Source organism: Rhizobium sp. NZLR8, assembly GCF_019685025.1.
In the GTDB taxonomy this organism is placed as follows: Bacteria; Pseudomonadota; Alphaproteobacteria; order Rhizobiales; family Rhizobiaceae; genus Rhizobium.
Genome location: NZ_JABDVY010000021.1, coordinates 24,113 through 45,443, shown reverse-complemented (window position 1 = coordinate 45,443; position 21,331 = coordinate 24,113). Strand labels below are relative to the sequence as shown.

The window sequence follows — 21,331 nt, the reverse complement described above, 5'->3', positions numbered from 1 at the left end:
TGGACCGCCTATCCGTGTTGTCCGAGTCGGAAATGCTCCAGTCTAGTCAGGCGTCCTGACAATCACACCGGCGCCTTAGGAAGGTCGCGTCCGGTACTCTTGCAACCAGTCCACTGTTTTGTGTAGCCCTCCAAACGGATAGAAATGCAGACGAACATCGCCATATTCGGCGTTGCTCAAGCCGGTAGCATACTCATTGACCAGAGCGTCTGGCCCCGCGCTCGACAACAACTGAGTGATCGATAGACCGTACTTCTTGAGGACGGATGTGGATGCGGAAACGCCGCAAACCGCTGCAAATTTCAATAGCGTTCTGACGCTTGCCGGGCCAGGAATACCGATGTGGATCGGGACTTCGATACCCAATCGACGCAGTTCACCTATCCAGGCAAGTACGGGTTCCGATGCGAACGCAAACTGAGTGAAAATCGACCACTCGATATTTGCTGCTTCCATGATTAGTCGCTTTTCCAGCAGCGCACTGGTGAGCATGGCAGCGTTCTGGACCGGGTGTCCTTCCGGATGCCCGGCTATCGAGACATTGCTGATCCCATGCTGTTCGAGGATACCGCTACGCAAGATCGTAGCGGTATCCAAGAACGGGCCCTTGGGAGGGTCGGCATCGCCCGCGACTAGGAGCAATCGGCTCACCTGGGCGTCATTGACAAGCGCCGACAGCATTGCCGATAGCATGGATTCCGACCCCAGACGTCTGGCGGCAATGTGAGGCAAGGGTACGTATCCCGCCTGTCGGACCATTTTGGCCGCCCTAATCCGGTCGGCATCGCTTTCCGTTGACAGAAACGGAATCGAGATGATCGTGCCTTTGGGGATCGCGTCAGACATGGCCGCCAGCTGTGTGGTATCTTTTGTCGTCACTTCCACCGAAAAGTCATCCAGTACATCGCTCTGGTCTCGGAGATGTATTGCTTGCGACATAGCCATAAAAACCCATCCCGCCTGCGAGACAGGCGAATTCTCATTGAGCAAGAAGAATGTGAACGTTGCCGAGTAGCAGACCGCAGGGTATCCGTAGCCAGGACAACACCGGTGTTCGCTCTGACGAAGATGCGCTGAGCGAATACCGGCAATAGTCAGCTGATCGCAGCGCGCTTCATCTTTTGAACGGAACTTGCATAGGGAACGGGCGCCACGACCGCTCTGACCTTGAACTGCTCGTGCCGTTCGACATGCGGCTTCCGGGACCCGCCACGAGGCTCTCCCCAGGTGAGCGTCACTTCCGTCCCGGGAGTCGCGTTTTGGACGTCGAGCATGGCGAGAGACAGCATTTCGCCTTCGTTGTTGCTGTAACCGCAATGGCAGGAGTGACCGACGAGCATGCCATCCCGACCCCGCACCTCATCGAACTGGGGCCAGCCATAATAGGCGACCGGCAAGTCTATAGCCTTGTATCGTGGCCCGTCTCCGAGGCAAGACGCAAAGATTGCCGCAACGTCGTCGCGGTTCCATACCAGCGTGACCTTTTGGCGCCGCTTCTCCACGGGCAGGGCTTCCAGGGCTTCGCGCCCGATGAAGTCATGATCGAACTTGAGAATATGGCCGTAGCCGAGATCCCACGGGGTGACGTAGTAATCTTCGATATTATCCGAGACGAAGCTGCCGCCAAGTTGGGCGTTCGCTTCCCAACCGTTTCCAGATAGCCATTGGCGAAAATCGCGCAGCTCTTCCCCGGTGTAGATACCCGGCAGTGGGTAAGGCATCCAGCCAAATTCGAAGATCGTACTAAAATAGGTCTTCGTCCCGCCCTGCTTCAGCCCATGCGCCTCACCGGCTCTAAGCAGCGCGGCGCGCACCTTTTCCATGTCCTCGTACGGTCCGGAAAGCTCTGCTCCCAGATGGCCCGCCATTCCATGCCGCAGAACGAGCACTTCGCATCCGCCGATTTTAACCTTCGCGGTTCTGAAGAATGCAATCTCTGGGGCGCCCCCCTCGACCGCAGCGTTGAAGATCAGGCCAGCATTGGGACCTTCCAACTGGAAACGGTAGAACCAGCGCCTGCCGGTCGGGTTGTAAGGCGTCGGGTCGTCGCGCTCGATCGTCACGTCGTAGCCGCCTTGTTCCGCGTTAAACTGTACCCAGTTCAGGACAGGCATGCCGCTGATTAGCTCGAACTTTTCCTCGGCAAGTCTGTAGACGACGCAGTCGCCGATGACATGGCCGCGTGGCGTGCAAGCGACGAATTGCTTGGCGCGATCGATCGTAAAATTCGCCAGGCTGTTGATGCCGAGCTTTTCAAGCAGACGAAATGCATCGGGACCTTTGAGCATCAGTTCCGGCATGTGGTGTGACTGGTCGAACAGGATCGCGGTCTCGCGCCAGGCACGCTGCTCGTCGCGCCAGTTTGTGAATTCCGGCGGAATGAACGCAGCGGTGAGCCCGGTACGCGCCCGGTAATGGGGCGCAAGCGTGTCGTTGTAAAAATACTCGACGAGGTTGGCTTTCTCGTCGACCAAATCCTGTAGTGATCGCGCGCCGTTTGCCTTTACCATTGCTCAGACATCCTCCTCTTATGTTCCGCTCTGCTGAGCGATTTGACTGTACGTCGACGGGTGGCCTATTGAGTCGACTGTTCTTTTGGTGGCGAGAACCATGTGCAGCACAGTGGGTCCCCATTTCGGCCGCAAGAGCCTCGCCTTCATAAAGCCTCCTCCAAGACGCCTTATTTAGTACGGTATCCTGACCATATTTTGTGAGAGCGGTACATGTCAACCAATTTAAATCGAGGGGCTGGAAAAATACTTGCCGCAGGCTTACTCGTATAAATTGATAGCTTCCGAGGTGGTATAAAATGATTTTACGAAACGCATGGCGCAGGAGCAACATTGGCCGCCGGATGAATGAGGCCGTCAGGATATTCGAGAACAGGATCATCGAAAATCTGAAAGCCAAAGGGCATTCCGAACTTACCGCGGCACACATTAATCTAACCCGAAACCTCGACGAGGACGGGACCAGGCTCACTGAACTCGCGCGACGCGCCTCTCTCACAAAGCAATCGATGAGTGAACTGGTCGATCAGGTGGAACGAACCGGCCTCATTGAAAAACGCCAAGATCCCGCCGACGGCAGGGCAAAGCTCGTATGCTTCACAGACAGCGGCTTCGTTTGGCTGGAGGCCTTTCATCAAAGCCTGGAGGTGGCAGAAGGTGAGATGCGTGATCAGCTCGGGCCGGCAATGGTCGATCTCATGGTGGAAGCACTCGGGAAATATGTAGAGTGTCAAATCAACAAAGAGAGTGATCAAGTCGATTGACATTGGTCCGGTTTCCTTACTATTTTCGCGCCAGCGGATTTGGGAGGTTTTACCGTGACTCACGAAGTTTACGATGTCGCTATCGCGGGTGGCGGTCCATTCGGACTGATGCTGGCCAATGAGCTTGGCCGCCGAAGCGTTTCAACCATTCTCTTTGACGAGAAACCTTCGACGGCTTTCAATCCCCAGGCCAATGCCACTCAGGCAAGGACGATGGAGCATTTTCGACGCCTGGGATTTGCGGATGAGATCCGTGCACTCGGCATGCCTGAAGATTTTCCAACCGATATCGCATATTTCACGCGATATGCTCACCATGAATTGGCGCGCTTTCGCCTTCCCTCAGCCAAAGAGGCGCGCGAGAAGATCCTGACAATGACAGGATCCTGGAGCGCGGCCGAATTGCCCCACCGTGTCTCTCAGAAGTTTGTCGAGCGAGTTCTGCGTAAGCACGCCGAAGCTCTGTCTACGGTTTCGGTGAACTACGGGTGGCGGATATCCCGGTTCGAAGACGTTGGTGACGCCGTGACCATGGCCGCAAGTCAGGTCGGCTCCGAGAGCACGCGCTCCGTAAGAGCCAAGTATCTTATTGGAGGAGACGGCGCGAAAAGCTTCATACGTCGGACACTTGGCATTCGATATCAGGGCGATGGCGGGGCAGTCAGAGATTTCTTCGGCGGGAAAATGTTTGCCCTCTATCTTCGCTGCCCGCAGTTCTATGAGGTTGTTCCCTTTGCACCCGCCTGGATGAACGTGGCGTTCAATCCTGAGCGCCGGGCGTTTATGGCCGCCGTCGACGGCAAAGGCGAGTTTGCTTTTCACACCCAACTAAAGGAAGGCGAGAGCGAAGACGATATATCCGATGCGCAAGCGCTGAAGATGTTCCAGACGGTGGTCGGGTATCCCGTTGAGGGGGAAATTCTTTCTCGCGGCACCTGGACGGCCGGGTTTGCCCTTGTCGCCGAGAAGTTTCAGGCTGGGCGGATATTCCTCGGCGGTGACGCGGTTCATCTTTTTACGCCAGCCGGTGGCTTGGGGTACAATACGGCGGTGGATGACGCGGTCAATCTAGGTTGGAAACTCGCCTCTGTTGTGAAAGGAAATGCACCGTCATTCCTTCTCGATACCTATGAACTGGAGCGACGCCCGGTGGCCGTGCGAAACACCGGTTTCGCTCGGGCGTTCGCCGAATCCATCGGAAACTACGTCCCGAAACCCGACATCGAGGCGGACTCGGATCTCGGATCGGATTTGCGACGGGAAGCCGGCGCCTATCTGGAGGCACATGGGCGGTCCGAGTTCAACATACCCGGCGTGACGTTCGGCGCTCGCTACGACCATTCACCGATAATCCTCGCCGAAGGGGAAGGACAAGCTCCGGACCTGCCGGAAGTCTACGTTCCAAATGCCGCGCCCGGGGGCAGAGCGCCCCATGTTTGGTTGAACTGTCAAACGTCATTGTTCGACCGATTTGGGTTTGAATGGACCCTCCTGCGGCTTCGCCCCTCCTCCTCGCCAGGAACCGAGTTCGTTACAGCCGCTAGAATGGCCGGAATGGATCTTACCGTCGTCGATATAAAAGAGGATCAACTCCGGGCAATTTATCGCGAGCCGCTTGTGCTCATTCGGCCAGACCAGGTCATCGCTTGGCGCGGAGATGGCGATGGCGACGCCGTTCAAATCATCGAGACTGTCCTGGGCCATATCCCAGCAAAGCGATGAAGAGGCGTAACCGCGGTGGTGATTGCAGTCCACCGACCTTAGTTCTCTTTGGGTACTGGTTGAGGTGATCAGTCGATGCGCCATGCCTGCTCTTGAAAGGATCTGAACCGGCGACGCCTTATTAGATCAGTTAGGTCGACCTTCACGCCCTTTGTTTCCCATTGCTTCATTCCGAGCATCTCGATCCCGCTCTCGACGTGTCGCTGATCGTCGACGCCGGCATCGGCCGGCCGTCGCACGCAACTGCGGTCATGGAGCTCGGTTTCGATGCGGTTCTGCTCGACACCGCCGTTGCCGGCGCCGGAGATCCCGCGGCGATGGCAGCCGCCTTTGCCGCGGCAATCGCCGCCGGCAAGCAGGCCTTTGACGCTGGCGTGCTGGAGCCACGCGACATGGCCGTCCCCTCCACGCCGGTGATCGGAAAGGCGGTGTTCACATGAAGCTTGATCCGTTCTACCTGATCGTCGACGGCGCCGAGTGGATTGCCCGGCTGGTACCGCTTGGCGTCAAGCTGGTGCAGCTGCGCATCAAGGATCGTCGGGAGACTGAACTATCGCAGACCTACAAATAACCTCGCCATGGAGTGCCTCCATCGTGTGAACGGTGAGACCGTATGTTTGATGCACAGAGCGTGGGGCCGGTGATGTCAGAAAAAGTCGCCTGACATCCGCTGTCTGCGCGGAACCGGACCATAGATGCTGCATCCACAATAGCTGCCGACGACGCTAGAAGGGCAACCTCGCGTTCTCCTTGACTTCCTTCATCACGAAGAAGGTGCGCGTCTGGCGCACGCCTGGGAGGGCGATAAGCTTCTGGCCGTGGAGCTTGTTGAAATCGGCCATGTCGCGGACGCGGATTTTCAGGAGATAATCGAAATCTCCGGCGACCAAATTGCAGTCCAGTACTTCCTTCAGCTCCATGACCGCGCCCTCAAAGGCACCAAAGCTCTCAGGCGTGGAGCGATCCAGTACCACGCCAACCATGACCATCGCGCCGAGGCCTACGGCGCCCGGCGCGACTTCCGCCCGCACGCCGGTAATGTAGCCCTCCTCGAAGAGGCGTTGAGTTCGCCTGTGGCAAGTTGCAGCACTGACATTCACGCGCTCGGCGAGATCGGCATTGCTGAGCCGGCCCTCCGATTGCAGGGCGCGCAAAATCTTGAGGTCTATCCTATCGAAATCCTCTGTGGAAGACTCTTTCATTTTACCTCGTATTATTGAAGAAGTGGATTCTACCACCGAAAAATTACGCCGATAAAGAAAGCTTTTAAAGCAAAATTAGAGAGCACCTTTCAAACGATATCTACTAGCCTTCGACCACAAATTCGGCACGGAGGCCCTGATCGATGTCACTGTTGGAAAAGTTCGAACGCTACCCGCTCACCTTCGGCCCAACGCCGATCGAGCACCTGCCGCGGCTGACTGCGGCGCTGGGCGGCAAGGTCGACATCTATGCCAAGCGCGACGACTGCAATTCCGGCCTCGCCATGGGCGGCAATAAGCTCAGGAAGCTCGAATATATCGTGCCCGACGCGATCGCCTCCGGCGCGGATACGCTGGTGTCGATCGGTGGGGTCCAGTCGAATCATACCCGCATGGTGGCTGCGACTGCGGCGAAGATCGGCATGAAATGTGTCGTCATCCAGGAGAAATGGGTACCGCACTACGATGCGGTCTATGACCGTGTCGGCAATATCCTGATGACGAAACTGATGGGCGCCGACAGCCGGCTGGTCGAGGATGGGTTCGACATCGGCATCCGCAAGAGCTGGGAGGATGCGATTCAGTCGGTAGAGGATGCGGGCGGCAAGCCCTACGCGATCCCGGCTGGCGCTTCGGTACACAAGTTCGGAGGCCTCGGCTATGTCGGCTTCGCCGAGGAAGTCGCGGCACAGGAAAAGGACCTCGGCTTCATCTTCGACTATATCATCGTCTGCGTTGTCACCGGTTCAACCCAGGGCGGAATGATCGTCGGCTTTGCCGCACTAGACAGGGCCGACCGGGTGATTGGCATCGATGCCTCGGGCACCCTCCAGCAGACGCGGGATCAGGTGCGGAAGATCGTCGATGCGACCTCGGAACTCGTGAACCTTGGTCGGTCGGTGCGTGAAGACGAGATCGTCATCAACCCTGACTACGCCTATCCCGCCTATGGAGTGCCCTCGGAGGAGACCAACGAGGCGATCCGGCTCGCGGCGCGCACCGAGGCGATGATTACCGACCCAGTCTATGAGGGAAAGTCGATGCAGGGGATGATCGATCTCGCACGCAAGGGCTTCTTCCCCGAGGGCTCGAAGGTGCTGTACGCCCATCTCGGCGGCGCCCCGGCGCTCAACGGCTATAGCTATTACTACAAGGACGGGTGATTGGCACCGTCAGGTTAACCGGCCCGGGTATCGCGTTAAACATAGCTGAATGGCAAGCCGAGCCGATTATGATCACGCCTCCGCAGTTCGATCTCCAGTCGATCCGACAGTGAAAACGAATAGTGTCGGATGAGGCTGTCTTCTCGACTGTTATAACGAAAAACTTCCGTGGATCCGCGCACGTTTCCCCAGGGATGAGATAACCCCAGCGCGGACCAAAAAGCTACCCGCATAAGCGGAAAGCGAACAGCAAACGATCAGGACAACCATGACATCTCACCTCGCAAGACAGAAGCATGCTGAGGAAAGACTAGGCGCAGCCCTTCAACAAATGAACGACGCCATCCGCGACGTACACAAATCCGGTATTGATGTCGATATCAGCACCCTCACCATGCACACGCCGCGTGGCCCGATGGTTCAAGTCGACCTAAAGGCGTTCCGCGCATGTGGAGCCCCGCCAGTGTTGCGGTTGGTGGAAGAATAAATGCGGTGACATCGGGCATTTGTCACCGTGCCGCAATATCACGTGCCTGGGCTCCCACCAACAGCACTGTTGCATGGATCAGACTTTGGACAAGGCAACCCTATCCACTGCATTTTTCATGCAACGCGCTCGAACTTGGGCCGGCCAAGTTCTGTCATCCTGTTAAGAACACGGACGCCAATCTTCGCTTCAGTCTTCTGATTGTCAAAATTTCGGGCTTTGAGTTTGGGCCCGATCACAGCCTTCCGTCGACCCATCTGGGTCTCAGCGCGACCGCGCTTGTTGTAGCCGGTGGATTTCTGCCATGCCATCCGCCCTTTGGTCTGGATTTCTGCTATATGGCGATCGCGGACAGATGGAACCAGCACCGATTGAGGGCTGGCAACGGCAGTCTTGGGAGGTGGGATAATGACCTCCACGATCTCACCAAAGCGTGTCGCCAGAAGATCTCGGGTTGGCGTTCCATCATAGGCGCCGTCGGCAATGAACTTCTCGACGGGGCCACCGATCTGGTCCAGAAGTCCTAGTAACGCTGTCGGATCGCCGACATCATCCGCGGTCAGATCGGAACAAACAATCTCACCACTGACAAGATTGAGACCAAGGTGCAGTTTGCGCCATCTTTTGCGTTTGGCCTTGGTTTTGTGCTTGTTTTCCAGCCACTCGCCCTCGCCGAAGACCTTCAAGCCGCTGCTGTCGACAACCAGATGGACCGGACCTGATGTTGCGGGTCGGGACTTTGTCGACGGCAACGCCAGCCCTTTGCTCCGGCGAGACAGGGTGGAGAAGTCAGGCACGGCAATATCGAACCCCATCAGCGCCGCGACACTGCGCATCAAGCCTTGGGTCTGGCGTAGCGCCAGCCCGTAGACGACGCGCAGGGTCAAGCACAACGTAATCGCCAGATCCGAGTATTTCGGCTGACCACCCCGCGATGTCCGCCTCCGCGCCGTCCATAAAGACAGGGCCTCATCCTTCACCCAGATGGTCAAATCACCACGTTGACGCAGGCTTTCAATATATGCCGGCCAATTCGTCACTTGATATTTCTGCTTGGCAATCTTGTCCCGCCGATCGGCATCGAACGTGTGCGGCATCGTCGAAATCCGGATCAGGAGACTGCAAACAACCGCTCAATATCAGTCGCCGGGTGATCCACGCAACAACGCCACGAGGAAGGGGGCTGGCCGAAGACGAACAGGCCGGCATCTGCGATCCACGCTGATGCCGGCCGAGATGGGCGGAACTTGGCAGGGGAAAAAGCTATCCGTGGATATAGGCAACGGACAACGGTCCGAGCTCCGCCGAGATCTGTCGCCACCTCGCCGGCTGCGCGCCGGTGCGGGAAATCATCGCTTCGATCAAGCCGGTCGATACCGCATGCTTCAGTTTGGGGTCACCGCTTCGCATGCCGAGCTCGATCAGCTCGAATACCCTCTGGCGGTCTTCAAGCGATGAAAAACGCTCGGCGATCAGCCATCCCATATCCGAATAGAGGGCGTGCATGGCGGAGAGATCGATCGGCTGGCCGGTTGTCGATCCTGCTTCCAGGGTCGGCGCCCCAGGTATGTTCTGCGTCAGTTGGGATGTGATTGTGCTGGTATCCATCGATGTCGTTCCTTGTCCTGCTGAAATCGTTTGGCGCGGCCGTTGGCCGTCAGTCCGGACGAAAGGCAGAAGCGTTGTCACTGGTGATCCAGGTTGGCCCTTCGCCACGTCCGCTGACGAGCCACGCCAGGCTGACCCCGAGCGCTTCGGCAATCATCACGAGGCGGTCGGGGAAGGGAGCGTCACGATCGTTTTCCCAGTCGATCCAGGTGCCTGCCGCGATGCCGATTGCGAGGGCGGCGGCTTCGACCGACAGGCCGTTCGCGTCGCGCGCCAGCGATATCCGGCCGCCGATGGTGTCGTCAGTCGTGTAGAACGTGTCCGGGCTGTCGATATACAACTGTCGCTCCTGCTCGATCTTGCGAAGATGCTCACCAGCACGATGGTGCTGGAGCATGATGTCGGAGATCAGCCTTCCTCGCCGATCCAGCTCTTCACCTGGTCGGGGTGGTCGGCAATGTACTTGTCGACTGCTTGATCATAGGAGCTCTGCTGCGCGGTAAACATCGCCGCTTCCAGATCGGGAATCGGCAGCTTCATGCGCGACAGGAAGTCGGCAACCTTGGGAAATTCCGACTTGAAGTCCTTGCGCGCCAGAATGTCGACGTGCTCGGCTTCACCCAACGATTTTTTCGGGTCGTCGAGGTAGCGCAGCTGGTGCTTGCCGAACATCCAGTGCGGGCTCCAGGCGGTGGCCACGAACCACTTTTCGCCGCGCACGGCGCGATCGACGGTGGTCAGCATGCCGGCTTCGCTGGAGATCTGCAGCTTGTAGCTGCCCAGCCCGTAATCCTTCTCGGCCTTCTCCGACAGGCGCGTTAGGCCGGCGCCGGGGTCGATGCCCTGGATGGTACCGGAGAGCTTCTTCTGGACGTCTTCCTTCTTGAGATCCTCGATCGAGCCGATCTGGTCTGCGGGAATGTAGTCCGGGACGACCCAGCCGAGCTTGGCGCCGTCATAGACGGTGCCGAGCGTCTCGACCTTCTCCTTGACCTTGGCATAATAGTCCGCATGGGTCTGCGGCAGCCAGGCCATCATCATCGCATCGAGATCGCCGCGGCCGACACCCTGGTAGAGCGGCGCCACGTCTGCCTGCACAAGCTCGACCTTCTGGTTGAGCTTGGTCTCGATCAGCCTGGCAGCGAGCTTAGTGACGAATTCGGCGTCGGACCATGCGGCCCAGCCGATCTTCACCGGCTTGGCATCCGCAGCCATGGTCGCTGTGACGGTGCCAACGAGAAGGGCGGCGGCGAGGCCGAGGGTTGCGAGTGTTTTGAACATATGTGCTCCTTTTGTGAAGGTTCGCATTAGACGGGTCGTTGCCCGCATTGGTCTGACGCGGGGGTCAGGCGGTAGCGGTCGCCAGTTCCTCGCGCTCGGTCTTGCGGAACAGTCCCAGCCAGAAGGCGGCGCGGGGTTTTCCGAGGCTCTGGGTGATCCGGTCGAGAATGACGGCCAGGATGACAACGGCGATACCGCCTTCGAAGCCGGTGCCGACATCGAGACGCTGGATGCCCGTCAGTACCGTGTTGCCGATGCCACCGGCACCGATCATCGAGGCGATCACCACCATCGACAGCGACAACATGATCGTCTGGTTGATGCCGGCCATGATCGAGGGCAGGGCATTCGGCAACTGCACCTTGAAGAGCAACTGCGTAGCGGTGCAGCCGAAGGCATTGCCGGCCTCGATGAATTCGCCATCCACCTGGCGGATGCCGAGATTGGTGAGGCGGGCCACCGGTGGCATCGAGAAGATCACCGTGGCGATCGCGCCGGGTACGGCACCGAGGCCGAAGAACATCGCGGCCGGGATCAGGTAGACGAAGGCCGGCATGGTCTGCATCAGGTCCAGAACAGGGCGCACGAAGGCGGCGACGGAATCCTTGCGCGCCATGGAGATGCCGAGCGGCAGGCCGACCAGCATGGCGATCAGCGTCGAGGCGATCACCAGCGATAGTGTCTCCATCATCGGGCCCCAGAGGGCGATGTGATTGACGAGCAGCAGGCCGAGCGCGGTGAACACCGCAAAGCCGATGCCGACACGCCAGAGCGACAGGATCACGAAGATCGCGATGCCGACAGGCATGGGGATAGCCAGCAGGGCATTCTGGATGCCATCCGTGACGAAGCCGATGGTCGCGGCGATGGCGTCCAGCAGCGGTGAGAAATTGTCGAGGACGTAATTGACGGCAGCGTCGATGCCGTTTCCGATATCGAAGTTCATAGTATATCCGATGTGTTTGGGGTCAGCTGGCGCGATCGAGCGTTTCGAGCAGCGCCGACTTGCTGATGGAGCCGATATAGCGGTTGCGATCGCAGACGACGGGTACCGGCCATGGGCTAGCGGCGACCTTGCCGAGCACGTTCGACAAAGGCTCGGAAGCCGGAATGGCCTGGATCTCGGTCAGGAAAGCGCCGCGATAGGGGTCGGCTGCCTTGGCCCGCATCTTCTCGATCAGCGAAGTTTGGCTGATCATGCCGTGATAGGTCTTGTCGCGGCCGAGGATGATCGCGTATTCACGATCGTAGTTCTTCATTCGCTCGAGCGCTGCGGCAGCGGACACGCCTTCGCGCTCGATGATCGTCACCTGCGACTTGCGGGCAACATCGCCGGCCTTGAAGACATGGGCGACATCGACATTGCGGAAGAACGAGCGAACATAGTCGTTGGCCGGCTGGGTGACGATTTCGTCGGGCGTGCCGACCTGCACGACATTGCCGTTCTGCATGATGCAGATCCGGTCGCCGATGCGCATCGCCTCGTCGAGATCGTGGCTGACGAAAACGATGGTGCGGCTGTGTTCCGACTGCAGGCGAACCAGTTCGTCCTGCATTTCCGTGCGGATCAGCGGGTCGAGGGCCGAGAAGGCTTCGTCCATCAGCAGGATCGTCGGCTCGCTGGCCAGTGCGCGGGCAAGGCCGACGCGCTGCTTCATGCCACCGGAGAGCTGGTCCGGGCGGCTGTTGGCATAGCCATCGAGGCCGACGGCCTTCAGCGCCGCCAGTGCCTTCTGCTTGCGGCCGGCCTCGCCGACACCGGCGACTTCGAGACCGAAGGCGGCGTTGTTGAGGACCGTGCGGTTCGGCAGCAGTGCAACGGATTGGAAGACCATGCTGATGTCGCGGCGGCGAAGCGCGATCAGCTCGCTGCGCGACATGCCGGTGATGTCGCGGCCATCGATCTCGATCGATCCGGAACTCGGTTCGATCAGTCGGTTGAGAAGGCGCAGCAGCGTTGATTTGCCGGAGCCCGACAGGCCCATGATCACGAATATCTCGCCGGCACGAATATCGAAACTGGCGTCGTTGACGCCGATCGAGCAGCCCGTTGCTGCATGAATTTCAGACTTGGTCTTTCCGGCCCGCAGTAGTGCGAAGGCTTTTTTCGGATGCTCGCCGAAGACTTTGTAGATGTTCTTGAGGCTGATCTTGGTCGTTGCCGATTGTGTCGGCGCGTCTTTTTCAGTTGCAGAATTCATATAATTTGGGCGCCGAGCTCAAGAGGCTAGGCATTCTCCTTTTTTAGCCGACGCTTGTCGAGACGACAGTATTTGCTGTGCATTTCCAAGTGTCGGTTGTGTTTTCAATGTAGAAAAGCGTTATTGATTTAATCACGTATCTGGCCATCCAAGTATGGCTCTGCCATAATGGCAATCCTCGACAGTAACGTCTGCGTTCGGCGCTTCATGTTCCATTCGAAACCAGCGCTTCGGCGGAGGCGTTGAACGCTATGTAGGTGGATATACGCTCGATGTCCATAAAAAAATGAAATTTATTGCCAGCGGGTCATCGTAATGGCGCAAAAATAGGCTGTTTTGGGCTTCTGCGACCCTGGCGTTGTGCGCGGCTTCGGGTGAATCCGACGCTTGCGGAACTTCGGGGCTCCGAAGTCGTCGAGCTCCTGCGCACAGTGCGATAGCTCATGCTCCATGAGGGCGCGGGCCTGAGCGTCGCTTGCAGACATCCAGAAGTTGGCATCGATCGTGATTATGAAATCAGGGACCGACCCGAACACAGCGACGACGCCTTCAAGCGCAACCTAGTCCGTCAGGGCCCTGGCCAGATCTGCAGCGCGAACTGGTCGGGCACGGGCGCGACGCCGAAGGACCTCGTAGTAAGGTTTCACAACGATATAGAAGGTGAAGCTTCCTTCACCTTCTCCATTTCCCTGCGCTCGCCTTTTGCTGTCTTTCGTTATCTTGGAGCATTGATGCGATCCAACCCCAATGCCTTCAGGCTCCAGACGGAGGAGGCCCTTCGGCGGGCGACCGACACATCGATTATCAAAGTCACTCGGGGACGATCGCACAACTGCTTTGCCGCCACAGTCTACCGTGGCTCGGCTTATTGCGTCCCAGAGAGGGGCGCCGAAAACACCAAACAAGTCTTTTCGATCCTCGCCCAGCTTGTTGCGCTCAGCGTTACCCCGGGGACGCTGCCGGTTACAAGTGACGTGCGCCTGATCCAGTAAGTGGTATGTTTAGGTGCGCCTTTCGCGATGCTTTGTGACAAGTCGCAACAGTCGGAATACTCGCATAGGCCAGCGGAGCAGCGACCATATTGACTACCGACTACGGTGCCTCCGTTCAAAGACGCGCCTACCCTGGCGCGGTCGATCCAAGATTGCGTTAAACCATTGCGCCAGTGGAAGCAGCTCGGGCAACTGATGCTTTCTTGCTTGATGGAGTCGCGCGGTAGCCGCACATATAATGGCACTTGCCTCGTCGTCTTGGCCGTGTTCGGCCATTTGTGGTGCGGAAAAATCCTGCGCTTTCTGGCCGCGTTGGCCGGAGGGCGATGATGCTCGACGTCGAGTTCACCGCCTGCGGCCCGCGCTCCGAGCATCACTTGAACGCAATACCAAGCGCGCTTAAAAACTCGAGCATGATGTCATTGACGGCACGCTGGCGCAAAATCCGGGCTTCTCTGATTTCCGTGTCGTCTGCAGCACCTTCAATTTCGAACTGCGCCACGGCAACGTTGCCTTCGCGCAGGTAGCCTTCGTCTGGCGCCGGATCACAAAAGCGGGTGAGCAAAAGCGTCAGGGCACGTTCGATGACCTCCCGATCGTTGCCTTTCAGAACCTCTTGGAATTTGGCGATTGCGCCGGCGAGCCCGCCTTCTCCGTGTTCGAGGCAGTAGACGAGATCGTGCGCATCTTTGCGCTCACGCCGGTGATCAAAGGCAAACGCCTTGAGGCATGTGAATGCCACGATATCGGCGTAGAGGATGGATTCTGTCGAGCGGCCTTTTTCACCCAACAGATCAGCGGTGACTTCCATCCGATCGTGGTGCCCGAACACGAGCGACGCGTGAGGGATATTCACCGCAGAAACATTTCCTTCCGTCGGCAGTTCCTGCAACGCGCCACCCCGGAGCTTCGGATCGTCTGCCAAGAACTCCAGAATGACGAGAATGCCGTGCTCGGTCATGGTCTGCCAACGCCAGTTGACCTTATTGCCCTTGTCATTTTGCGCACGCTCGAAACCCATTTTTTTGAGGTTCTGCTCGAGCGTCCGGTATGCCTCTGTGTCGGCGAGGATCGACAGATCGACGACGACATCGATATCACCGGTTCCTGCATGAGGCGGGACGTCAGGCGGACTCTTGGTGACGATGTAGCGCGGTGCAAGCCCACCGACCAGAAAGACGGAATCACGCCAGGGGCCGAGGCCGCTGAAGAGCATAACCAGGACGCGCTCGCAGTCGCGGGTAACATCGGCACTGTATTCAGTCAGTATCTGGGGCTTTGTCATTCGGGTACCGCGAGTTTTGTCAGCCGAAGATGGTCGGCCAGTTCCTTTGAGCGACCGCTGTCAAGCTGCAGGAGATCGAGGTAGGTTTGAAGTGGATCTGTGACCCAGACATGACCGACCCGTTGGCGAAACAGAAAGTCGTGGCGTGGATTAGAGTCTATAACTCCCAGATTCCAGCCCTCTTTGACAGCCTTTGCTCCCAGTTTTCGAAGAAGGCTTTCGCCGCCATGATCGATGCGGCAATGGATTTGGGATATCTTCGAGAGGTGCGGTGCATGGATCTGCCCGGCCATGAGCCCGGAAATTTCGTAGCGAACTCCCGTCTCATCGCAGATGCGGTCAATCTCACGGATCGCCTCATCGATATTGGTCATCCGCATATAGTACGAGCGGAGCGGCTTCGGCTTGATCGAAGCGACATAGGAAGACCACTCGTCAAGCAGCGCGCGGGGATTGGAGAGTATCCTTTCCTTCGATGGACCGGCACCCTTGGAGCTCACCCATTCGCGGCGCTCTAGTTCGATAAGAACCTGGGATGCAGTTGTGGGAGATACGGATGCCCGCTCGGCCAGTTCATGCACACCGAACCATTGGTCCTTAAATGTCCAGACGGCATGGAGGGCCTTTGCGCGACTTCCAACGAACAGATTGTTGAGCGATCGAGCCTGCTGCTTCGAGGCTGGCTTTTCGACGAGAACAAAGAGATTGTCGGCCGAAAGATAGAGACTGCCGCTACGATCGAAATAACCGATCTTCTCCTCGCGCAGGAGTGCACGTGCGCCTGGGGAAATGGTATCGGCCATCAATAGGGGGAGAACTCTGGAATTGCCTGGCGGCATGGCGGCAATGTATTTCTTCAGCTGCCAGATTGCTTCCCTGACGTCTCTTGGAAAAGCTGATCTTTTGACCTCGACAACAAGTTTGAGAGGCGCATCAAAAAATCGCGCATCTATAAGGAAATCTGCGTGAGAGTTTCCCATCTGCGACTCAGACATGGGCTCGGACGTGATTTCCCCGCCTGCCTCCGTGAGGCTGGCCGTCAACTCACTCAACATATCGAAGGCTACGGACTCTTCCATAGATATTCCCTGCGCAGCAAATATAGCTCTTATGCCGCATATCCGCGGAAATGTCTATATGTACTGCGCAGCAAACAAACGCAAACTGCTGTGCAAAGCTCCGTCCCGCGCGGCAAAAGGGCGATACCGACTTGTCCCCGCAATTCACACAAAGGGATTAGCGCTCCCAAACGCTCGGAAAAAAATCCGCTGGCCGCTAGAGGGCTGATTCCCATGGGTATTCTGCGGATTTCTCATGTTCAGGATAATATTCCCATTCCTCTCATGTGCCGCAATGGCAGAGTGTCCGAAAGGTCAGGGACGGCCTGACGACCGACGATCTTTATGGGTTTTTGACCACGGATCCCAACGACCTGGTGAAGCCGATTCATGACAAGGCCATGCCGGTCCTGTTGCTCACCAAGGAAGAGACCGACACCTGGATGCGGGCACCCTGGGAAGAGGCCAGGGAACTGGCCCGTCCACTACCCAACGACGCGCTGATCATCTCGTCCCGCGAACCATACGGATCCACGATCGTGTCGAAATCCGGAGAGCCGGTGGAACAGGCCAGTCTGCTTTGACAGCTGAACTCAAAGCTTGAATGGATCGGAAAACGAAAAAGCCTGCCGCGGGAGGAGGTGCGGCAGGCTTCTCGAAATATTGAACACCGGCTGGGAGGAGGAGTGCCGTTGTTCCGTCAGGCTCCCCTTGGGAGGAGGAGTGGGTCGCCTGAAACACGAAGCTCTGCGGGAGGAGGTGCATTGCTTCGTTGGTGCGAACATACCAGAGGCTGCCTCGAGCGCCAGCGCTCAGATCGCAGTGCAGCCATGCACTTGCTGCAATGCAATATGGATCCTGTGCTCATCTTTCGGCCACTATGGTGGAGACGGAGGCTTCTTTATGCTTGGCTCGAAACCGAGAACGAACTCGATCACCTTGGCGGAGGACATTTCGCACGGCTTCAATATCGACCCCGGCCCAGCCAATCGATAGACGTTGAAGCTGACGATATCTGTTCCGCCAAGCTCCTCGCCGTAGAGCCAGATCCGTTTGCCATCCTCCGAGCGCTTGACGGTCACGGCCCATGGCCGACCGCCAAATAGCCATCGGACAATTGCGCAAGCGCCTCTTCGAACGTCGCCAGAATAGGTGGAGGTGTTTTTGCCGCCGCGGAAGCCGCGGCCTTGTTCATGGCCAAGCCGGTGTACGACTTGCGTCGATTCCAGACTTGAGCCAGTCTTGAACCAAGGATCGAGCTGAATTGCGGGAGCTTCCATGCGCGAAATAGATGACGATGCCTTGTGGCTCAGCGACAAGCTGTTCAAGCTGAGTGGCGACCCCGAAAGCCGGGCGCTTGTCCGAGAGATGCGTAAGAGGGCCGAGGCCGGTGTCCCGCTCGACGATGCCGAGGCCAACACCAAGCAGCGACCGAACGACTTCGGCATGGAGATTGTCGGGTCGGTACTCACAATCGTGGTATTGGAAGCCCTGAAGGCATTCTGGTCGGCCTATCTGAAAAAACTTACGGATGGTTTGGCGACGAAAGCCGCAGAGTTGACGACCGACGTGGTCCGCACGCATTTCCTGGCGCAACTGGAAGGGCCCGCGAGCAAACCGTTGCTTGCTGAGATCGAAGCCCGTCTGGAATCGGAGGCTAACCGACTGGGAATTGAACTTGCCGAAGTTGATAGAGTGAAGGCGGCTTTGCGTGACACCACCCGACTTGCCGCCGAGCTGCGCCATTAGCGCGCCGGACAGCAACAGCAGCGTCCCCTCACTCATTCGCGGGCTCCGGGGCGAAATTGCCATTCATGAGGCAATTTTCTGCTGGGTTCTTGTACCTGTATTTGGGATCGTTCTCGTCGCATTTTCGCTGCCGTTTTCGGTGTCTATGGCCATCTCCTCGTTCCTTGGCATTTCGTCGCATTGGGTTCTGCCCACCGCTTGCGGCGTCACTTTGCTGATGGGCTGCAGTGTCCCCCTTCATCTACGTTTGGCAAAAACCGGTGTTGCTCGATCAGGCTGGCGCTTGTTCCTCTACGGACCAGCATCCAAGCGCAGCGATACCGAGTTCGAGGATGACGAAGCGGAAATTCTTGCGGAACGTGTTGGCTCACTCTGGCTCCAATTTGCGAAACCAGGGGCGGGCGTCCCTGAAATTTCATGGTATTACGCCGGCAAATTCGTCGGTGCGCGAGCGCTCGCCGACATTCCCAATCCGGCCATCGCGGTGAGCCACGCCCTTTGGACCCATGTTCGCTCAAAGCAACAGATCGTGGATTTCATTCTGTTGCATGAGATGGCGCACGTGTGGTGCGGCGACGTCCGCCGCATAGCCAGCATCGATCGAGCCTTCCTCGTCGCTCGGTCATCAATCATCTGCACGCTGGCAATAATCGGCCCTTTCGCTGCGGCCTATTGGGGCTGGTGGGTCTATGACGAACTTGCAGGCCTTTTGAGTGGGGACGCGACTCCGAACGGCATCGCTGGCCCCTTCAGTTCCTTGCTGGCCTGCGTCCTCATGCTCATTCCCGCTCCGATCAGCCTATTCATATTGCGGCGCTATGCCGGGTTCATCTCGTCGTTGATCGAAACCCGTGCTGACCTGATGGCTGCGCACTTCGGTGGCGGCCTGGAGAGTTTTGTTGCGACGTTTCGAGACGACGGCGCCGTCGCGTCATCGACATGGCCGGACATTCTCAAGTCGCTATTTGATCCGGCGGTAACGCATCCTCCTACGGTGGACCGCCTGAAAATCCTAACGCGCCCTGACCGGCTTGCGGCACCTAAATTTCGATATTTCGCAATGTCTATGATGTTACCTGCGCTAATGTATCTCAACCCGGCACTACTGCTCATGCCGCAGTTGTTCTGGATCGGATGCATCGGCCAGTTGATATGCGGCTCCGCCTTGCTGATGAACATCGCCCTGTCCCTTGTTTTGGCTGGCAGCGGTGCATTGCCGGGATTCTCGATAAGTACGCGAGTGCTGTTCGTCGCGGCCATGCAGGCGGTCTATCTCCTCCCCCTGTTTGGCGGCACCCGCCTTGTCGAATTGACACTCTCGTTCTTGACCTGGCTTACGGTACCCGGCGCAAACGAGGCACTGGAGTCAGCCTATCGACACGGTCAGGCCATGCACTCCAATATGGTCGACTGGTTTATTGCAACCACATCCTGGGCGGATTCATTGAGCGGATTGCCAATTGCTTTTGTTTCCGTCAGCGTCGTCCCCATTCTTCTGCAGCAGCTGCGCCGCGTCCGCCGGCACGATTTATGGGACGGGGTTTTTCTGGGCTGCATACTCGTAGGAGCGCAGTGGATCGCGTTCTTTCTACGCTTCGACTTTCCTGCCTTTACGATCAATTTCGTTGATCTGCTGTTTGGGTCGACCCCAGCACCACCAAAACCTTGGGCATTCCTCGTGCCGGTATCGCTTCTGGTTGGTGGGGGCGTGCTTTCGATCATTCGTCTTGCGGAGCGCCGCTGATGTCGGGTCTTTATCGAAGCGGGTGCGGCAAATTCGGAGGGAAACGAGGATCGGGCGACGAATTCGGAAGCGTCCGCCGGAGGGGCGTTATCCTGATTCCTTTCATTGCGACCCAAGGGCTCCAGCGACTGTCCGGTTTCCTGAATCACCTACCGTTTAAATTGCGCTGAACCTGCTTCTGGGAAACAACATATTTCTCCAACGCCCTGTACCTCGGGCCTGTTGCTCGAAGTGCCTCTGCCATTGACGCTTTCATAGTCGCGACATGATTTCTCGTGTAGGATGTAGATCGGTCCGGGTTTTGGAGGAGCAGCCTTGGCGACGCCAAAGACTTTAATCGAGATTCTAGATCGTGTTACCGAGCCGCAGATCGCGGCGCCAGAGGCGCTCGGCGCGACCACGCGACAGCACTACGAGCGCGTGCGAACAATCTTTGAAGACGAAAATATTGTCGGGGAAGGCATCGCACGGAAGGTCACGGGCAGCGAGCGGACAAATGAGCTTGGAATCGTCTTTTATGTGCGCGAAAAGCTGCCGATGGCCGATTTGCGGCCCGATCAGATTCTCCCACCCGTCATGGCAGCCGCGAATGGTCGCGCTGTCTATACGGATGTAGTCGAAATCGGAGAGGTCGTTCCGCAGGAGAACGTTCAAAACTCTCCGCTGCAAAGTGGTTTCAGCGTCGGACATAAGGACATCGAAGCCGGGACCCTTGGTGCAATCGTGCGGAAGGGCCGGAAACGGTTCATGTTGAGCAATTCCCACGTCTTGGCCAATGCGGGCCTAGCAAGCCTTGGTGACGCGATCCTATATCCTGGTTTTGCGGACGGCGGGGCCGACCCTACGAATGTGGTTGCCAAGCTCAGTGCCTTTTCTCCGTTCACAGTTGGAAATAACAGCTTTACCAATACTGTCGATGCAGCGCTTGCCGAGATCGACGCGGGTCAACAAGGCGACGTCGACAGTGAGATCTGGGCGGCAGCGACGCCGCTTAAGGTCGCCACACCGGCGAGAGATATGGTCGTGAAAAAGCGCGGGCGGACCACAGGGGATACCCAGTCCGTCGTTCGCGACGTCGATTTTCGGGTTCTGGTGAAGTATCCTGGTGTGGGTGTCGTCGGATTTTCTGGCCAGGTCCTCTGTGATACCTACACCGCCAGCGGGGATTCCGGGGCATTGGTCGTTTCGGACGAAGGCGCTGTGGTCGGCCTGCATTTCTCCGGCTCGCCGAAGGGAAGCATTTTCACCCCAATTCGCACTGTAATGGACGCACTGAAGTTCAAGTTTTGAGAGGCATCGTGGCCACCCTCGATGAAGCCAATCTGGCAAGACAACAGCACGCCGACGAGCTCGCCAAGGTCGGCGCGCACGCGATCGGCGTTGAGAAGGGTGATGCCTTCGGCCAAGTGGGCTGGGTGGTGGTGATTTATGCCCAAGCAGAGGACGAAGTAAAGCTTCCAGGAGCACTTACCGTCCAGCACCACGGAAATGACGTGGAAGTACCGGTCGTAATCCAGAAAGCGGAGCCGTTCGAACCGCAATAGCCGAAGAGGCGGAATGCATGC

The 21,331-nt window shown here is 57.8% G+C and carries 22 protein-coding genes and 4 pseudogenes; 11 read left to right on the top strand and 15 right to left on the bottom strand.

The annotated features are described in order from the left end of the window. Positions 1–75 precede the first annotated feature (75 nt). Together HJB89_RS30425 and HJB89_RS30420 are read right to left on the bottom strand one after the other, a co-directional pair. The gene (locus HJB89_RS30425) at positions 76–945 is read right to left on the bottom strand and encodes a methylenetetrahydrofolate reductase (protein ID WP_018516647.1); all 870 of its coding nucleotides are present in this window, start codon (positions 943–945) and stop codon (positions 76–78) included. Positions 946–1,094: 149 nt separating this feature from the next. Beyond that, positions 1,095–2,510: an aminomethyltransferase family protein gene (locus tag HJB89_RS30420; RefSeq protein ID WP_018516648.1), complete on the bottom strand. Its 1,416-nt coding sequence runs from the start codon at positions 2,508–2,510 to the stop codon at positions 1,095–1,097. Between the two features lie 344 nt (positions 2,511–2,854). Between HJB89_RS30420 and HJB89_RS30415 the strand changes: the two genes are divergently transcribed. From HJB89_RS30415 to HJB89_RS33505, 4 genes and pseudogenes are all read left to right on the top strand, one after another. Further along, positions 2,855–3,274, top strand: a complete 420-nt coding sequence (locus HJB89_RS30415) for a MarR family winged helix-turn-helix transcriptional regulator (protein WP_018516649.1) — start codon at positions 2,855–2,857, stop codon at positions 3,272–3,274. A gap of 54 nt (positions 3,275–3,328) precedes the next feature. Next, on the top strand, positions 3,329–4,996 hold the full coding sequence (locus tag HJB89_RS30410) for an FAD-dependent oxidoreductase (protein ID WP_018516650.1): 1,668 nt from the start codon (positions 3,329–3,331) through the stop codon (positions 4,994–4,996). A 194-nt stretch (positions 4,997–5,190) separates the two neighbouring features. After that, a pseudogene (locus tag HJB89_RS30405) lies at positions 5,191–5,436 on the top strand (hypothetical protein); the annotation flags it as partial. Beyond that, positions 5,433–5,567, top strand: a complete 135-nt coding sequence (locus tag HJB89_RS33505) for a hypothetical protein (protein ID WP_018516652.1) — start codon at positions 5,433–5,435, stop codon at positions 5,565–5,567. The pseudogene HJB89_RS30405 and the gene HJB89_RS33505, both read left to right, overlap by 4 nt. 154 nt (positions 5,568–5,721) lie before the next feature. Here HJB89_RS33505 and HJB89_RS30400 read toward each other — a convergent pair whose 3' ends face one another. Continuing rightward, positions 5,722–6,198 (bottom strand): Lrp/AsnC family transcriptional regulator, encoded by a 477-nt coding sequence (locus HJB89_RS30400; RefSeq protein WP_018481129.1) that lies wholly within the window; start codon positions 6,196–6,198, stop codon positions 5,722–5,724. A 143-nt stretch (positions 6,199–6,341) separates the two neighbouring features. On the opposite strand from HJB89_RS30400, the gene HJB89_RS30395 reads away from it, so the two are divergent. Beyond that, complete coding sequence (locus HJB89_RS30395; RefSeq protein WP_018481130.1) at positions 6,342–7,361, top strand: 1-aminocyclopropane-1-carboxylate deaminase; 1,020 nt, start codon at positions 6,342–6,344, stop codon at positions 7,359–7,361. A 15-nt stretch (positions 7,362–7,376) separates the two neighbouring features. On the opposite strand, the pseudogene HJB89_RS33500 reads toward HJB89_RS30395, so the two are convergent. From HJB89_RS33500 to HJB89_RS33495, 8 genes and pseudogenes are all read right to left on the bottom strand, one after another. Beyond that, positions 7,377–7,504: pseudogene (locus HJB89_RS33500) on the bottom strand (DUF4158 domain-containing protein); the annotation flags it as partial. Between the two features lie 460 nt (positions 7,505–7,964). Continuing rightward, the gene (locus tag HJB89_RS30390) at positions 7,965–8,945 is read right to left on the bottom strand and encodes an IS5 family transposase (RefSeq protein ID WP_018516653.1); all 981 of its coding nucleotides are present in this window, start codon (positions 8,943–8,945) and stop codon (positions 7,965–7,967) included. Between the two features lie 166 nt (positions 8,946–9,111). Then, positions 9,112–9,456: a hypothetical protein gene (locus HJB89_RS30385; protein WP_018516654.1), complete on the bottom strand. Its 345-nt coding sequence runs from the start codon at positions 9,454–9,456 to the stop codon at positions 9,112–9,114. A 49-nt stretch (positions 9,457–9,505) separates the two neighbouring features. Beyond that, positions 9,506–9,796, bottom strand: coding sequence for a helix-turn-helix domain-containing protein (locus HJB89_RS30380; RefSeq protein WP_011654142.1), 291 nt, complete (start codon positions 9,794–9,796; stop codon positions 9,506–9,508). Positions 9,797–9,864: 68 nt separating this feature from the next. Beyond that, a complete protein-coding gene (locus HJB89_RS30375; protein WP_018481131.1) occupies positions 9,865–10,737 on the bottom strand; it encodes a glycine betaine ABC transporter substrate-binding protein in 873 nt (290 codons plus the stop codon). Between the two features lie 64 nt (positions 10,738–10,801). Beyond that, the gene (locus HJB89_RS30370) at positions 10,802–11,683 is read right to left on the bottom strand and encodes a proline/glycine betaine ABC transporter permease (protein WP_011654140.1); all 882 of its coding nucleotides are present in this window, start codon (positions 11,681–11,683) and stop codon (positions 10,802–10,804) included. Between the two features lie 22 nt (positions 11,684–11,705). Continuing rightward, positions 11,706–12,938, bottom strand: a complete 1,233-nt coding sequence (gene proV / locus HJB89_RS30365) for a glycine betaine/L-proline ABC transporter ATP-binding protein ProV (protein ID WP_018516656.1) — start codon at positions 12,936–12,938, stop codon at positions 11,706–11,708. A 293-nt stretch (positions 12,939–13,231) separates the two neighbouring features. Continuing rightward, positions 13,232–13,423, bottom strand: a complete 192-nt coding sequence (locus HJB89_RS33495; protein ID WP_245275163.1) for a putative metallopeptidase — start codon at positions 13,421–13,423, stop codon at positions 13,232–13,234. Between HJB89_RS33495 and HJB89_RS33490 the strand changes: the two genes are divergently transcribed. Continuing rightward, positions 13,382–13,930 (top strand): hypothetical protein, encoded by a 549-nt coding sequence (locus HJB89_RS33490; protein WP_018516657.1) that lies wholly within the window; start codon positions 13,382–13,384, stop codon positions 13,928–13,930. The genes HJB89_RS33495 and HJB89_RS33490 overlap by 42 nt on opposite strands. A 93-nt stretch (positions 13,931–14,023) precedes the next feature. Here HJB89_RS33490 and HJB89_RS33870 read toward each other — a convergent pair whose 3' ends face one another. The 3 genes from HJB89_RS33870 to HJB89_RS30345 all read right to left on the bottom strand — a co-directional run bounded on the left by HJB89_RS33870 (position 14,024) and on the right by HJB89_RS30345 (position 16,294). Then, positions 14,024–14,206: an aminoglycoside phosphotransferase family protein gene (locus HJB89_RS33870; protein ID WP_077979373.1), complete on the bottom strand. Its 183-nt coding sequence runs from the start codon at positions 14,204–14,206 to the stop codon at positions 14,024–14,026. A gap of 97 nt (positions 14,207–14,303) precedes the next feature. Further along, on the bottom strand, positions 14,304–15,215 hold the full coding sequence (locus HJB89_RS30350; RefSeq protein WP_018516658.1) for a GSU2403 family nucleotidyltransferase fold protein: 912 nt from the start codon (positions 15,213–15,215) through the stop codon (positions 14,304–14,306). Beyond that, the gene (locus HJB89_RS30345; protein WP_018516659.1) at positions 15,212–16,294 is read right to left on the bottom strand and encodes a hypothetical protein; all 1,083 of its coding nucleotides are present in this window, start codon (positions 16,292–16,294) and stop codon (positions 15,212–15,214) included. Before HJB89_RS30345 ends, HJB89_RS30350 begins: the two co-directional genes overlap by 4 nt. A gap of 263 nt (positions 16,295–16,557) precedes the next feature. On the opposite strand from HJB89_RS30345, the pseudogene HJB89_RS30340 reads away from it, so the two are divergent. Continuing rightward, positions 16,558–16,857 (top strand): annotated as a pseudogene (locus HJB89_RS30340) (SOS response-associated peptidase); the annotation flags it as partial. Between the two features lie 294 nt (positions 16,858–17,151). On the opposite strand, the pseudogene HJB89_RS30335 reads toward HJB89_RS30340, so the two are convergent. Next, positions 17,152–17,468: pseudogene (locus HJB89_RS30335) on the bottom strand (hypothetical protein). Between the two features lie 83 nt (positions 17,469–17,551). Here HJB89_RS30335 and HJB89_RS30330 point away from each other — a divergent pair. The 4 genes from HJB89_RS30330 (at position 17,552) to HJB89_RS30315 (ending at position 21,310) form a co-directional block, all read left to right on the top strand. Next, the gene (locus HJB89_RS30330; RefSeq protein ID WP_018516661.1) at positions 17,552–18,022 is read left to right on the top strand and encodes a hypothetical protein; all 471 of its coding nucleotides are present in this window, start codon (positions 17,552–17,554) and stop codon (positions 18,020–18,022) included. Next, positions 17,985–19,766, top strand: a complete 1,782-nt coding sequence (locus HJB89_RS30325) for a M48 family metalloprotease (RefSeq protein ID WP_131704928.1) — start codon at positions 17,985–17,987, stop codon at positions 19,764–19,766. The genes HJB89_RS30330 and HJB89_RS30325 overlap by 38 nt, the downstream gene beginning before the upstream one ends. A gap of 315 nt (positions 19,767–20,081) precedes the next feature. After that, entirely contained in the window at positions 20,082–21,056 is a 975-nt protein-coding gene (locus HJB89_RS30320) for a hypothetical protein (RefSeq protein ID WP_018516663.1), read from the top strand. Positions 21,057–21,064: 8 nt separating this feature from the next. Further along, on the top strand, positions 21,065–21,310 hold the full coding sequence (locus HJB89_RS30315; protein WP_131704930.1) for a hypothetical protein: 246 nt from the start codon (positions 21,065–21,067) through the stop codon (positions 21,308–21,310). Positions 21,311–21,331 lie beyond the last annotated feature (21 nt).